Origin of the sequence: Amycolatopsis balhimycina FH 1894 (genome assembly GCF_000384295.1) — a bacterium.
GTDB lineage: Bacteria > Actinomycetota > Actinomycetes > Mycobacteriales > Pseudonocardiaceae > Amycolatopsis > Amycolatopsis balhimycina.
The window spans coordinates 2,102,811-2,116,176 of record NZ_KB913037.1 but is presented as its reverse complement, the minus strand read 5'-3'; the positions used below and the strand labels follow the sequence as shown (position 1 = coordinate 2,116,176).

At 67.5% G+C, this 13,366-nt stretch carries 13 protein-coding genes and 1 pseudogene; 8 read left to right on the top strand and 6 right to left on the bottom strand.

What is annotated here, in order from left to right; genetic code table 11:
* Window positions 1-62: 62 nt before the first annotated feature.
* From A3CE_RS0108820 to A3CE_RS0108810, 3 genes are read left to right on the top strand one after another with little or no spacing between them, the layout of a single operon-like run.
* The gene (locus A3CE_RS0108820) at window positions 63-1,001 is read left to right on the top strand and encodes an MBL fold metallo-hydrolase (protein WP_020639715.1); all 939 of its coding nucleotides are present in this window, start codon (window positions 63-65) and stop codon (window positions 999-1,001) included.
* Window positions 998-2,542: an MFS transporter gene (locus A3CE_RS0108815; protein ID WP_020639714.1), complete on the top strand. Its 1,545-nt coding sequence runs from the start codon at window positions 998-1,000 to the stop codon at window positions 2,540-2,542. The genes A3CE_RS0108820 and A3CE_RS0108815 overlap by 4 nt, the downstream gene beginning before the upstream one ends.
* Window positions 2,542-3,501 carry a fumarylacetoacetate hydrolase family protein gene (locus A3CE_RS0108810; RefSeq protein ID WP_020639713.1) on the top strand — a complete coding sequence of 320 codons (960 nt, stop codon included), beginning with the start codon at window positions 2,542-2,544 and terminating at the stop codon, window positions 3,499-3,501. The genes A3CE_RS0108815 and A3CE_RS0108810 overlap by 1 nt, the downstream gene beginning before the upstream one ends.
* Before the next feature lie 50 nt (window positions 3,502-3,551).
* On the opposite strand, the gene A3CE_RS50560 is transcribed toward A3CE_RS0108810, so the two are convergent.
* Both A3CE_RS50560 and A3CE_RS53370 read right to left on the bottom strand, forming a co-directional pair.
* Window positions 3,552-4,103, bottom strand: a complete 552-nt coding sequence (locus tag A3CE_RS50560; protein ID WP_211231830.1) for a zinc-binding dehydrogenase — start codon at window positions 4,101-4,103, stop codon at window positions 3,552-3,554.
* 3 nt (window positions 4,104-4,106) lie between these two features.
* Window positions 4,107-4,736: pseudogene (locus A3CE_RS53370) on the bottom strand (MFS transporter).
* Between A3CE_RS53370 and A3CE_RS0108790 the strand changes: the two are divergent.
* Complete coding sequence (locus A3CE_RS0108790) at window positions 4,693-5,841, top strand: thiolase family protein (protein ID WP_043790757.1); 1,149 nt, start codon at window positions 4,693-4,695, stop codon at window positions 5,839-5,841. The pseudogene A3CE_RS53370 and the gene A3CE_RS0108790 overlap by 44 nt on opposite strands.
* Window positions 5,842-5,939: 98 nt before the next feature.
* Here the strand turns inward: A3CE_RS0108790 and A3CE_RS0108785 are convergent, their stop codons facing one another.
* Window positions 5,940-6,263 (bottom strand): hypothetical protein, encoded by a 324-nt coding sequence (locus tag A3CE_RS0108785; protein WP_043792022.1) that lies wholly within the window; start codon window positions 6,261-6,263, stop codon window positions 5,940-5,942.
* Window positions 6,264-6,336: 73 nt separating this feature from the next.
* Between A3CE_RS0108785 and A3CE_RS57935 the strand changes: the two genes are divergently transcribed.
* From A3CE_RS57935 to A3CE_RS0108770, 4 genes are all read left to right on the top strand, one after another.
* Window positions 6,337-6,903 (top strand): helix-turn-helix domain-containing protein, encoded by a 567-nt coding sequence (locus A3CE_RS57935; RefSeq protein WP_211231829.1) that lies wholly within the window; start codon window positions 6,337-6,339, stop codon window positions 6,901-6,903.
* Entirely contained in the window at window positions 6,900-7,499 is a 600-nt protein-coding gene (locus A3CE_RS57930) for a transposase (RefSeq protein WP_211231828.1), read from the top strand. Before A3CE_RS57935 ends, A3CE_RS57930 begins: the two co-directional genes overlap by 4 nt.
* 275 nt (window positions 7,500-7,774) lie before the next feature.
* A complete protein-coding gene (locus A3CE_RS0108775; protein WP_169523957.1) occupies window positions 7,775-9,313 on the top strand; it encodes an arabinofuranosidase catalytic domain-containing protein in 1,539 nt (512 codons plus the stop codon).
* Between the two features lie 233 nt (window positions 9,314-9,546).
* On the top strand, window positions 9,547-11,043 hold the full coding sequence (locus A3CE_RS0108770; protein WP_026468302.1) for a non-reducing end alpha-L-arabinofuranosidase family hydrolase: 1,497 nt from the start codon (window positions 9,547-9,549) through the stop codon (window positions 11,041-11,043).
* A gap of 606 nt (window positions 11,044-11,649) precedes the next feature.
* Here the strand turns inward: A3CE_RS0108770 and A3CE_RS50545 are convergent.
* The 3 genes from A3CE_RS50545 to A3CE_RS58450 are packed head-to-tail and all read right to left on the bottom strand — an operon-like array spanning window position 11,650 to window position 13,349.
* Window positions 11,650-12,708, bottom strand: a complete 1,059-nt coding sequence (locus A3CE_RS50545; RefSeq protein WP_020639706.1) for an alpha/beta fold hydrolase — start codon at window positions 12,706-12,708, stop codon at window positions 11,650-11,652.
* 60 nt (window positions 12,709-12,768) lie between these two features.
* Complete coding sequence (locus tag A3CE_RS58455; RefSeq protein ID WP_245589468.1) at window positions 12,769-12,999, bottom strand: hypothetical protein; 231 nt, start codon at window positions 12,997-12,999, stop codon at window positions 12,769-12,771.
* 20 nt (window positions 13,000-13,019) lie between these two features.
* Window positions 13,020-13,349 (bottom strand): TetR/AcrR family transcriptional regulator, encoded by a 330-nt coding sequence (locus tag A3CE_RS58450; protein ID WP_245589467.1) that lies wholly within the window; start codon window positions 13,347-13,349, stop codon window positions 13,020-13,022.
* Window positions 13,350-13,366: the final 17 nt, after the last annotated feature.

Here is a 13,366-nt window from a genome sequence, read left to right as displayed (position 1 = left end):
ATCCTCGGATCCACTCTTATATCCAAGTCCAAAGTTGCACTTGAGTCTAGGAACGGATCGCCATGGCTCCCACCTTCACCGCCGGACACGCCGACCTGGCCGGCGGCTGCCATGCGTGGCTGCAGCCGGATGGTGGCTGGGGTTTGAGCAATGCCGGGCTGGTCTCGGGTCGCGGCGAGTCGCTGCTGGTGGACACCCTGTTCGACCTGCGCCTGACCGGCCGCATGCTGGCCGGGCTGGCGCCGGTGACCGCCGACGCGCCGATCACCACCGTGGTCAACACGCACGGCAACGGGGACCATTGGTTCGGCAACCAGCTGCTGGCCGGCAGCCGGCTCATCGCATCGGCGGCGACCGTCGAGGACATGCGGGCGGTCGGGCCCGCGGAGGTGCGTGCCCTGCTTGCCCATCCCGGCTCGGCCGGTGTCGTCGCTCGCCGGATCTTCGGTGCCTTCCACTTCGGCGAGGTGACCCCCGCCCTTCCCGGGACCACGTTCGAGCGGGAGCTGAACCTGCGCGTCGGTGGAGTCGAAGTGCAGTTGACCGACGTGGGGCCGGCGCACACGGCGGGTGACACGATCGTTCACGTGCCCGCCGCCGGCGTCGTCTACACCGGGGACATCGTGTTCGCCGGTGGCACCCCGATCGTGTGGCACGGCCCGATCGCCAACTGGCTGCGGGCGTGCGACCTGATCGCCGCGCTCGGCGCGACCACGATCGTTCCCGGCCACGGCCCGGTCACCACGACCGCGGCCGTGCGCGCGCAGTCGGCCTACCTGCGGTTCGTGCAGGAGGAGGCCGCACTGCGGCACGCGAAAGGCATGACCTTCACCGAGGCGGCGCACGACATCGACCTCGGCGGCTACGCCGCCCTACCGGAGCGGGAACGCCTGATCGTCAACGTGCACGCGGTCTACCGCGAGCTCGATCCCGAGACCCCGGCGCTCGACGGCCCCGCCGTGTTCGCGTGTCTGGGCGAATTCCTGGAGGACCTGCTGTGATCCCCGATGTCGTGGAGAAAACCCCCAGCCGCCTGTCCGCCGGTACCCTGATCGCCGGCTGCGTCGCCGTGTTCCTGGCACAGACCGGACTCGTGCTGCCTGCCGCCGTCAACGGCGTCATCCAGCAGACACTGCATCTGTCCGGCTCGCAGCTGACCTGGGTCAGCGACGCGTTCCTGGTGCCGATCGCGATGTTCAGCCTCACCTTCGGCGTGTTCGGCGACCGCTATGGCCGCAAGAAAATGCTGGTCATCGGATCGCTGCTGATGCTGGCCGGCTACCTCGTCTCGGCGGCGGGCGGCCCGGTCCAGCAGTTGTGGACCGGGCAAGCGCTCTGCGGGATCGGTGCCGCGGCGCTGTTCCCGTCCTCGTTGGCGATCATCATCGCGTCCACGCCCCGGCCCGCTGATCGCGCGAAGGGGCTGGCGGCGTGGACCACCGCGCTGTCCGGCGGCGCGCTGGTCGCGCCGCCGCTGGCCGGTGGCGCCGTCGAGTTCGGCTCGTTCTACTGGGCGTTCGGCGCGGTCGCGGTGCTCGCCGCGGCCAGCGCGCTGCTCACCGTGCTGCTGACAACCGACTCGAGCGCGCCCGAGGGCCGATCGCTGGACTGGCCCGGCCAGATCACCATCGCCGGAGCGCTGCTGGCGCTGCTGTTCGGCGTGATCGAGGGGCCGGGACGCGGCTGGGGCTCGACGGTTGTGGTCACGGCGTTCGTGCTGGCCGCCGCGCTACTGGCCGCGTTCATCGTCGTCGAGAACCGTACCGAGCGACCGATGCTCAGGCTGGACCTGTTCCGCATACCGGCGTTCGCGGGGGCGGCGGTGGTCGCCGTGGTCGGGATGTTCGGCTTCCTCGGTGGCGCCTATGCGCTGAGCATCCGGCTCGGCGTCATCGCCCACCAGACGCCGCTGCAGGCGGCCGTGCCATTCCTGGTGATCCAGGGCGTCACCCCGTTCGTCTGGCCGCTGCTGGTGCGGCTGCTGCGCCGGGTCGGCCCACGGATCATGCTGGTCGCCGGCCTGCTCGCGATCGCCGCCGGTTGGGTGTGGCTGGACGCGCTGCCGGTGGCCTCCTCGACCCTGCTCGCGATGCTGCCCGCCCTGCTGTTGCTCGGGTTCGGTTTCGGACTGCTGGTCTCGGCCATCACCGCGGCGGCGGTCAACGTCGTGCCGATCGAGCTGGCCGGGATGGCCAGCGGAACGACCAGCGTGGTGCGCGACCTCGGCCAAACCCTCGGGCCGGCCCTGATCGGCAGCATCGCGCTCAGCCAGTCGGCGAGCATGCTCGCCCCCGAACTGGCCACGCTGCCGCTGCCGGACGCCGCGCAGCACGCCGTCGACGCGGTGTTCGCGGCGGGCGGGCCACTGGCAGTGGCCACCGCGCCGCTCGGCCAGGCGTCCACTGTGGTCGGTCCGATCGCCAGGCAGGCGCTGGAACACGGCTACGGCATCGGGTTCCAGGTCTCCGCCGCCGCATGCGTGTTCGCCGCGATCGTGGCCGCGGTCTTCATCCGAAAAGGACAAACCGTGGAGACACGCTGATGCGACTGGCCACTTTCTCCCAGAACGGCACGCCCAGGGCGGCCGTAGTGGTGGGCGATGAGCTGCACCCGCTGCCTGACGGCGTCACCGTGCTCGACCTGATCGAGCAGGACAGGCTCCCGGAAGCAGGCGCCCGGCACGAACGTCCGATCCCGCTGGACTCGGTGCGCCTGCTACCCCCCTTGCAGCCGATGGCGATCCGCGACTTCATCACCTTCGAGGAACACGTCGAAGGCATCGCCGGCGGCTTCGGCGACGAGGTGGCCCCGGAGTGGTACCAGGCACCGGCGTTCTACTTCACCAATCCCCACGCGCTGCTCGGCGCACACGACGACGTGCCGATCCCACCCGGCTGCCAGGCCTTCGACTTCGAACTCGAGGTCGCCGCCGTCGTCGGCCGCGCGGGCCACGACCTCACCCCGGACCAGGCCCGCGACCACATCATCGGGTACACCATCCTCAACGACTGGTCCGCCCGCGATCTGCAAGCCCGCGAGATGCGGGTCAAGCTGGGTCCCGCCAAGGGAAAGGACAGCGCCACCACCCTCGGCCCCTGGCTGGTCACCACCGACGAGCTCGAGGACCGCCGCAACGCCGACGGCTTCCTGGACCTGAGCATGACCGTGACACGCAACGGCGGGCAGATCGGCCAGGACACCCTCGCCAACATGGCCTGGACCTTCGAGGAAATGCTGGCCTACGCCTCTCGCGGCACCTGGGTGCGACCCGGCGACGTCCTCGGGTCAGGCACCTGCGGCTCCGGTTGCCTCGCCGAGCTCTGGGGTCGTCGCGGCAGGCAGGATCCACCGCCTCTGCAGCCCGGTGACGTCATCACGATGACCGTCGACGGGCTCGGCGCCATCACCAACACTGTGGTGCCCGGCCCGCCCCCCACGGCGATACCACGAGCCCGCTCTCGACGCCACTCAGGAGCCAGCTGCAGTATCCATCGTGGTTGACCGGTTGTATCGTTCGACTCTCCATTCGTCGGGTCAGTGTGAAACCACTATCAGCACGCGACCGTGACCTCCGGCGTCGACGCGGTCGTGAGCGTTGGCGATGCCATCGAGCGGGTAGCGGTCACCGCGAGGGCGCCGACGGCGGCTGCTGCGGTGAGATCCCGCGCGGCCTGTCTCTTGACGTCGGCGGGGAAGTCGTCGCTTCCGCACAACCGCAGGGTGACGTTTGCGAACAGCAGAGGCCAGAAGGGAAACTCTGTCCGGTCAGCACTCGTGCCGTAGGCGGCGATGATCGCGTCGCTGGCGACCACCGCGGTGTCCAGGTCGGCGTTGTCGGACAGGGCGACCTCGATGATCCGGTCGACGCCGCGTGGCGCGAACTTCCGGATTGCCGACGCTGGGTCGTCCTGGTCGAGAGCGACGGCGTGGGCCACTGCGGCACCGTCGATTCGCTTCAGGTCTTCGCTACGCCGGACGGTGCCGAGGACGGTCGCCCCAGCCCAGCCGGCGAGTTGTGCGGCGATCGAGCCGACTCCGCCGAGCACGCCATGCACCAGCACGACCTTGCTGTCGACCGGCCCGTCGGAGCAGTGGCCGGGCACTGCTTATCCGTGGCCGACACTCGCGGCTCCGCCGTCCCGCACCGGATTCGTCGGCTTCTGCGCGGGGCGTTGCTCGTCATGCTGCTGCCCGGTGTCGGATTCGTTGCTCTCGGGACCGGGCTGGCGGAAGAAGATGGTCCAGATGATCGTGGTGACGACGGCGACTCCGATGGGCACCAGCCAGAGAATCGTCCAGCTGCCGGCGCCCGCATCGGGGTGGCTGACCACTGTGTTGTTGTAGATCTCGCCGCCGAGCAGCGAACCGAGGAAGATGCCGGCTCCGGAGGAGATGAACACGAAGACGCTCTGTGCCTGAACCTGGAGTTCCTTGGGCGCGGCTCGGTCGAGGTACATGGCGCCGAGGATGAGGAAGAAGTCGTTCGAGATGCCGTGCAGTGCGATGCCGACGATGGCCGGCCAGGCCTGGCCGCCGGTGGCGACGGCGAAGAGGGCGAATCGGATGCCTCACATCGCCATACCGGCCAGCAGCGCGTACTTCATGCCGATCTTGGCCAGCACGAACGGGATCGTGACGATGAAGACGACCTCCGACACCTGGCCGATGGTGAGCACTCCGGCGACGTTCTCGATGCCGACAGCCGAGAGGAACGAGGAGGCGTACGAGTTATACATCGGCAAGCGCGACGGCACCCTGTCCGGGGTGCACGCGGCCGACCCGTCGGCGCACGTGCTCACCGCACTGGTGAAGCGCACCGGCATCGATCCCGGAACTGTGGACGACGTGCTCTGGGGCTGCGTGACGCAGATCGGCGACCAGTCGAGCAACATCGGCCGGTTCGCCGTGCTCGCCGCGGGCTGGCCCGAGCACGTGCCGGGCGTGACGATCAACCGTGCCTGCGGCTCCAGCCAGCAGGCGGTGGATTCGGCCGCGCACGCGGCCATGGCGGGGCAGTACGATCTCGTGGTCGCCGGCGGCGTGGAGACGATGAGCCGGGTGCCGCTCGGCTCGCGCCGGACCACGGGGCAGCCGTACGGCCCCGCGGTGCTGGCCCGCTACGACAACTTCGAGTTCAACCAGGGCGTCGGGGCGGAGCTGATCGCCGAGCGCTGGGGGTTCACCCGCGAGCGGGTCGACGAGATCGCCGCCGGTTCACACGCGAAGGCCGCCGCGGCGATCGACGCGGGCGTGTTCGACGACCACGTCGTGCCGGTCGAGGTCGATGGCACAGACTTCACCACGGACGAGGGGCTACGCCGTGGCACGTCGGTGGAGACCCTCGCGCGGCTGAAGCCGTCGTTCAAGCCCGGCGGCGTCATCCACGCGGGCAATGCGTCCCAGATCTCCGACGGCGCGGCCGCGCTGCTCATCACGACTTCCGAGCGGGCCGCCGAACTCGGCCTCACGCCGATCGCGCGCTACCACGGCGGGGCGGTCTCCGGCGCGGACCCGATCACCATGCTGCTCGGCCCGATCCCGGCCACGGAGAAGGTCCTGCGCAAGGCCGGGCTGTCCATTGCGGACATCGGCGTGTTCGAGGTGAACGAGGCGCTCGCGCCGGTACCGCTGGCCTGGCTCGAGGAGACCGGCGCGGACCCGGACCGGCTCAACCCGCTGGGCGGCGCGATCGCGGTCGGCCACCCGCTGGGCGGCTCGGGCGCGATCCTGATGACGTGCCTGCTGGCCCGGATGCGCGGCGAGAATCTGCGCTACGGCCTCCAGGCGATGTGCGAAGGCGGCGGCACGGCCAACGCGACGATCCTCGAGCTGCTCACCTGACTCGGTCGTGAGTGGCAGTTCGGGTTCCAGCGTGATGCCGTGTTTCAGGACTTAGTGGTTGGTTTCGGAAGTTCTTCGGGGGTCGTGACGCCCTCCGGTCAGTAGGGGTTGTCGAGGTAGAGGCGGCAGGCGCAGTCGAGGGCTTCTTCGGGGCTGCCGCTGGGGAATCCGGAGGGCAGGGTCTGGTTTTCGTAGCGGTTGCTGCTGGCCAGGTAGAGCCCGAAGCCCCAGTGCCGGGCTGAGCCGCCGTAGCGGAGCCGGATCAGGGGTTGCACTGTCCCGTCGGGCAGGTGCGCCTCGACGTAGACGAACGCGCCCCGGTAGCGGAACTGCAGCTCACCGGCCTGGGGCCAGTGGGTCGCGGCGTGGGCACGCAACCGTTGCCCGACAGAGATCTTCGTGGACTCCGGTGGGGTGGCCATGACCGACATCGTGCCCCACCGCCATCCTGGGCGCCCGTCTTGACTCCTCGATCTTGAAACGAGCCGTGTTGCGATGCCCGTGGTCCAGGCCTGTCCAGTGACGGTGACCGGCGCGATACGGCGGGTGCTGACCCGTCGTTCCCGGGGGCAGAAGACGCCGTATCGGGACAAGGTTAGGGCGCAGATCGTGCTGCTGGCCGCCCGCCGGTGGTCCAACACGGCGATCGCAGCAGCGGTGGGGGTCAGCGTGGACACGGTCCGGACCTGGCGTGGCCGGTTCGCGGAACTGGGGTTGGCGGGGCTGGTGGATCTTCCCCGGTCGGGGCGGCCGTCGCGGTTCACGCCGGTGCAGGTCGCTCAGGTCAAGGCACTGGCGTGTCAGTTGCCGGCCCGTGTGGGGGTGGCGTTGTCGCGGTGGTCGTGTCCGGAACTGGCCCGGGAGGCGGTGGGTCAGGGCATCGCGGAGGCGATGTCGGTCTCGACGGTGTGGCGGTGGCTGGCTCGGGAGGCGATCAAACCCTGGCAGTACCGGTCCTGGCTGTTTCCGCGTGATCCGGACTTCACGGCGAAGGCCGGGCGGGTGCTGGACCTCTACGAACGCCGCTGGACGGCCGGAGGCTGGGGCCGGATGAGTTCGTGATCTCCAGTGATGAGAAGACCTCGATCCAGGCCCGCTGCCGCTGCCATCCCACCCTGGCGCCGGGGCGGGCGCGGATGATGCGGGTCAACCACGAGTACGAGCGGGGTGGCGCGGTGGCGTATCTGGCCGCCTACGACGTGCACCAGGCGCGGGTGTTCGGGCGGTGCGCGCCCTCGACCGGGATCGTGCCGTTCATGGCGCTGGTCGAGCAGGTCATGACCGTCGAGCCGTATGCCTCGGCGAAGCGGGTGTTCTGGGTGGTCGACAACGGGTCCTCCCACCGCGGCCAGGCCGCGATCGATCGGCTGACCGCACGGTTCCCCAACGCGGTCATGGTGCACACCCCCATCCACGCATCCTGGCTAAATCAGGTGGAGATCTTCTTCTCGGTGGTGCAACGCAAGGTCGTGTCTCCCAACGACTTCACGAACCTGGACGAGGTCAAGCAACGACTCGCCGAGTTCGAGCAGCGCTACAACGCGACCGCCAAACCCTTCCGGTGGAAGTTCACCCGCCGGGACCTTCGCGACCTGCTGACCAGGATCAGCGACCACGAACGCCAAGACATCCCCACCGAACTCCCACACGCAGCATGACCACCCACGAAGAACTTCCGAAACCGACCACTTAGTTTGACGGCCGCCGCCTCGGCGAGCCCCAGCGTCTCATCGACGATTTCCTGCGAAAACCTTCCCGTTACATCTTGACGCGGCCGATGTCATCGTTCAGAGTCCAATGGTGCGTTCAGTCACACCGCCGTTGGCTACCTGACACCTATACCCCTCAAATTTTCTGCCCGGATCGTCCTCGAAAATGTTAACGCTAACATTCCGCTTGTCGACGGTGCCGTTGATGAAAGGGAAGATGCTCTATGCCGGTTGGGTTTGCGCGGACCGCGAGGTGGCGTCGTCGGTGGCGGTCGGGGTTGGCTGCTGCGGTAGCTGTCGTGATTGCGGGCGGGCTGCTCATGGGGGTCCCCACGTCGGCGTTGGCCGCCACTGTGGACACCGCTGCCTGGTATGTGCTGGTGAACCGCAACAGTGGCAAGGCCCTCGACGTCTACAACTTTTCCACCGCCGACGGCGCCGACGTCGTCCAGTGGAGCCGCACCAACGCCGACAACCAGCAGTTCCAGTTCGTGGATTCCGGCGGCGGCTACTACCGGATCAAGGCGCGGCACTCGGGCAAGGTGATCGACGTGTCCAGCTGGTCGACAGCCGACGGTGCTGCCATCCACCAGTGGACCGACCACGGTGGCGCCAACCAGCAGTTCCGGTTGGCCGACTCCGACAGCGGCTACGTCCGGCTGATCAACCGCAACAGCAACAAGGCGGTCGAGGTCCAGAACGCGGCGACCAACGACGGCGGCAACGTCGTGCAGTACAGCGACTGGGGCGGCAGCAACCAGCAGTGGCAACTCGTCCGCGTCGACGGGGGCTCCGGCCCGTGTGACATCTACGGCGCAGGTGGTACGCCCTGCGTGGCGGCGCACAGCACAACGCGCGCCCTCTACAGCGCCTACAACGGAGACCTGTATCAGGTCAGACGCTCAGACAACACAACCCGCAACATCGGCGTACTGACCCCTGGCGGCGTCGCCGACGCGGCGGCCCAGGACTCTTTCTGCGCAAACACCACGTGTGTCATCACGGTCCTGTTCGATCAGTCCGGGCGTGGCAACGACCTGTGGTACCAGGGTTCCAGCGTGGTCCCAGGCTCACCACAGAGCCGCCCTGCCGCAGCGACCACAGAATCGCTGACGGTCGGTGGCAGCAAGGCCTACTCGCTGTACATCAACCCCGGGACCAGCTACTGGCGCGACGGCCACCTGACGGGTGTCCCGACAGGCAGCGAACCCGAGGGCATGTACATGGTCACCAGCGGTACGCACGTCAACAGCGGCTGCTGCTTCGACTACGGCAACAGCGAAACCACCCGCAAGGCCGACGGGCCAGGTGCCATGGACGCCATCTACTTCGGGACGAGCTGCTGGTTCGGCGGCTGCTCCGGAACCGGACCCTGGGTGCAGGCCGACCTCGAATGGGGCCTGTTCCCCGGTGGCAGCAGCACGTGGAACCCGAACCAGCAGGCGTTCCCCAGCAAGTTCGTCACGGCGACACTCAAGAACAACGGGACGTCGCGATTCGCGATCAAGGGCAGCAATGCCCAGGCCGGAAGCCTGAACACCCTATGGGACGGCGCGCTTCCCGACGAGCCCAACGTATACAGCCCGATGAAGAAGCAAGGCGCCATCGTCTTGGGCAGTGGCGGCGACTGCTGCTCACCCGAAGTAGGCAATATCAACGATAGCGCGGGCACGTTCTACGAGGGTGCCATCGTCTCGGGCTACCCGTCGGATGCGACCGAAAACGCGGTCCAGGCGAGCATCGCCGCCGCCGGCTACCGATGAACCGGACCCGGCCGCCGGCCTGACGGGTACAAGTGGTGCCGCCGCTCCAAGGCGGCGGCACCGCTTCGCCCAGATGTGCCGATGAACCCTGCGCAGGTTGAACCACGCGGAAGGGGGCGGGCGCGGACGTGCCTGACCCCTTCCGCGCAGTTGTCCGTGCGCGGGTGTCGTCGGCATGCGCCGATGCGGCCCGTCTCATGTCGGCGATCCCCATTGATGAAAGGGAAGATGCTATGTCGGTTGGGTTTGCGCGCGCCGCGAGGTGGCGTCGTCGGTGGCGGTCGGGGTTGGCCGCTGCGGCCGTCGTGGCGTTCGTGGGCGGGTTGCTCACGGTGGCCACGACGCCGGCGGCGGCTGCCACTGTGGACACCGCTGCCTGGTATGTGCTGGTGAATCGCAACAGTGGCAAGGTCCTCGACGTCTACAACTTTTCCACCGCCGACGGCGCCGACGTCGTCCAGTGGAGCCGCACCAACGCCGACAACCAGCAGTTCCAGTTCGTGGATTCCGGCGGCGGCTACTACCGGATCAAGGCGCGGCACTCGGGCAAGGTGATCGACGTGTCCAGCTGGTCGACAGCCGACGGTGCTGCCATCCACCAGTGGACCGACCACGGTGGCGCCAACCAGCAGTTCCGGTTGGCCGGCTCCGACAGCGGCTACGTCCGGCTGATCAACCGCAACAGCAACAAGGCGGTCGAGGTCCAGAACGCGGCGACCAACGACGGCGGCAACGTCGTGCAGTACAGCGACTGGGGCGGCAGCAACCAGCAGTGGCAGCTCGTCAAGGTCGGCGAGGGCAGCACCGACACCTGCACGCTGCCGTCGACGTACCACTGGACATCGACCGGCCCGCTGGCAACCCCGAAGGCGGAGTGGGTCTCGCTCAAGGACTTCACCAACGTCGTCTACAACGGACAGCACATCGTCTACGCCACAACGCACAACACCCTCACCGGTGATCAGGGGCGCTGGGGATTGACGACCTTCAGCCCCTTCGCGAACTGGTCCGACATGGCCACCGCCACCCAGAACACGATTCCCTTCGATGGCATCGCGCCGACGCTGTTCTACTTCGCCCCGAAGAACACCTGGGTGCTCGCCTACAATGGGGGTTGGCCATACACCTTCTCCTACCGCACCTCGAGCGACCCCACCAACCCCAACGGCTGGTCCGCGCAGCAGGAGCTGTTCACGGGCACCCTCCCGATTGGGGGCCCCCTCGACGTGACCCTCATCGGGGACAACACGAACATGTACCAGTTCTTCGCCGACGACAACGGCGGCATCTACCGCGCCAGCATGCCCATCGGGAACTTCCCGGGCAGCTTCGGCTCGTCGTACACGAAGATCATGAGCGACACGGCGGCCAATCTGTTCGAGGCGCCGGAGGTCTACAAGGTGCAGGGCCAGAACCAGTACCTCATGATCGTCGAGGCACAGGACTGGCGCGGCCGCTTCTTCCGCTCGTTCACCGCCACCAGCCTGGACGGCACGTGGACACCGCAGGCCGACACCCAGAGCAACCCCTTCGCCGGCAAGGCCAACAGCGGCGCCACCTGGACCAACGACATCAGCCACGGCGATCTGGTCCGCACCAACCCCGACCAGACCAAGACCATCGACCCCTGCAACCTCCAGTTCCTCTACCAGGGGCGCGACCCCAGCACCGACGGCATGGACTACGGCATCCTGCCCTACCGGCCGGGCGTGCTGACACTGCAGCGCTAAAGGTCCGGCTTCTGGCGGCCCGCCGACGCCACCCTTCATATCCCAGCAGAATAAGGGACTCGAACAGTGAGATTCACACTTCAGCGGTCGTCGAAACGCGTCCTCGCCTTGACGTTGAGCCTTCTATGTCTGACGACATTTCTTCCGAATGCAAGATCTTTTAGCCTCGATCTTGCGCGCGACCAGCAAACTGGAGGTGGCTTGGTGTAGGTGATCTTTGGTTGTCAGCTCGTCGTCGCTTGCCGGTGTGAGTCCGGTCCGGGTAGCTGTCAGGAGGCCCGGTAGCAGACTGGCGGTTTTGTGGGGAAACCTGCGGGGTCGAAGCCCAGTGTCGAATGCCCTTGTTGGGGGAGCAACTGAGGGGTCCATAGCATCACGCGAAGCCTGCGGCGTCGTTAGAGGTCCCGCCCTTCGGGTGGGGTGTAGGGAGTGCCGAGCCCCCGTTAACAGGGTGAAGGCCATGGAAGACGCTGAAGACCTGGATGTGCAGGCGTCGAAGGACTCCCCGGCGTATGGGGCGCGGAACGTTCAGATAGTGACGGCGGGAACTGGTGAGGCCCTCCCCGGCCCGGTGACCTGCGGATGGTGTTGCCGGAGCGTGGCGCTCTATAACCGATCAACTCGGGAAATGAGTTGCTGGCCGGAAGTATCGCTGTACTGGCGATTGTCGACCTGGTTGAGGTAGTAGCTCGTCGGGCCGGAGAAGCCACTAGCCGAGAGCGAGTCGACGAGCTGGCGGTAGAGGTCATCGGGGAGGACATCGCTGTCGCGCGGCACGTCGGGCACGTTCTCACCGCCGCCGAACCATCCGCCCGCGACGGTGATGAACGCGGTGAAGGCCGGCTGGCCGACCTCGGCGGCGTCGCCTCGGCGGAACAGTAGCCGAACCACCTGCTCGGTGTGTCGGTCGAACAGCGACGTCACACCCGCGGCGTTCTGCTCGTAGTAAGCCATGTAGTCGAACTGCGCGTGCGGCATCGTGGCTTCGGGGTACAGGTCACGGTCGACCAGGTTCAGCATCTCGGTGTAGCCGCGCTCCAGCGAGCGATAGGGAACGCAGGCCGCTACGACACCTTGGCAGAGCTCTGGATGGTGCGCGGCGAGCCCCCACACTGTCGCGGCACCCCAATCGTGACCGACCCAGATTGCCGACTCATGACCCAAATATTCGATGAGCGAACGCATATCCGCGACCAAGTGCCGTTGAGCGTATGCGTCCGCGTTATCCGGCTTGGAGGAGCTGCCGTACCCGCGCATGTCCGGGGCCGCCACCCGATAGCCCGCGGCGGATAGCGCGTCGATCTGTGGTCCCCATGTCAGGGCCGGGGCCGGCCACCCGTGAACCAGCACGACTAGCGGACCGGAATCGGGACCAGCTATCAGATATGAGAGGTGGCCCGCCGCCGTTGACACGCTCTCGCGCGTGACGCCAGTGTTCGGGCTGTAGTCGGGGTGGCGCTCGGCCGACTCGCTCAGTCGGCCCGCCAGGTTGCGGGTGCGGTCTTCGGGCATGGGCTTCTCCTGGATCGTGGTGGCGCCCCTAGACGAGTGATTCCGTGAAGATCGCGTGAAGGGGGCTGCCGTGAAGGCCGTGTCGCCCACGGTGACCTTGCGGGCCGGGGCTTGGGCGTACGACGTGATGACGAGTTCGTTGTTGTCATTCATGGCTAGCTCCTCGGCTGGCGCCGGTGACCAGCGCTGACGGCCTCTGGTTGTTCACTGCCTTCATGGGGCGGTGGCCAGGGTCACGGCGTTGGCATACGCCGCTTCGAGGATGCGGTCGGAAAGCTCGGGGTCGGTGACGGCGCGAGCGGCCTGGAGCGAGCCGACGAGCAGAGTGAAGAGCCCGATGGCGCGCTCGTTGGTTCGTTGCGGATCGCCGTCGTCTTCGAGGTGGCGCGCGATCGCCTGGATCATCGCGCTGGCACCGTCGGTGTAGGCCTCTCGGACTGCCACGTCGCACCGGCCGATCTCGTCTAGCAGGGCAGCTGAGGGGCAGCCTCCGGCGAGGCGTCGCGGTGCGCGGGGGACAGGTAATCACGGAGGTACGGCTCGATCGATGTGAGGCCCATGGGAAGAGAGTTGACGACGCCGACCTGGTCCGCGAGCTGCTGGGTCACCACCGAGGCGACCAGGTCGTCCTTCGAGGCGAAGTGACCGTAGAAGGCACCGTTGGTCAGGCCGGCATCTGCGACCAGGGTCGCGATGCCAGAGCCGTCGATGCCGTCACTCTTGAACCGGCGACCAGCAGTCTCGATCATCCGGCGCCGTGTCGCTTCCTTGTGTTCCGGGCCGTATCTCGCCATGGCGTAGATCTCCTAAT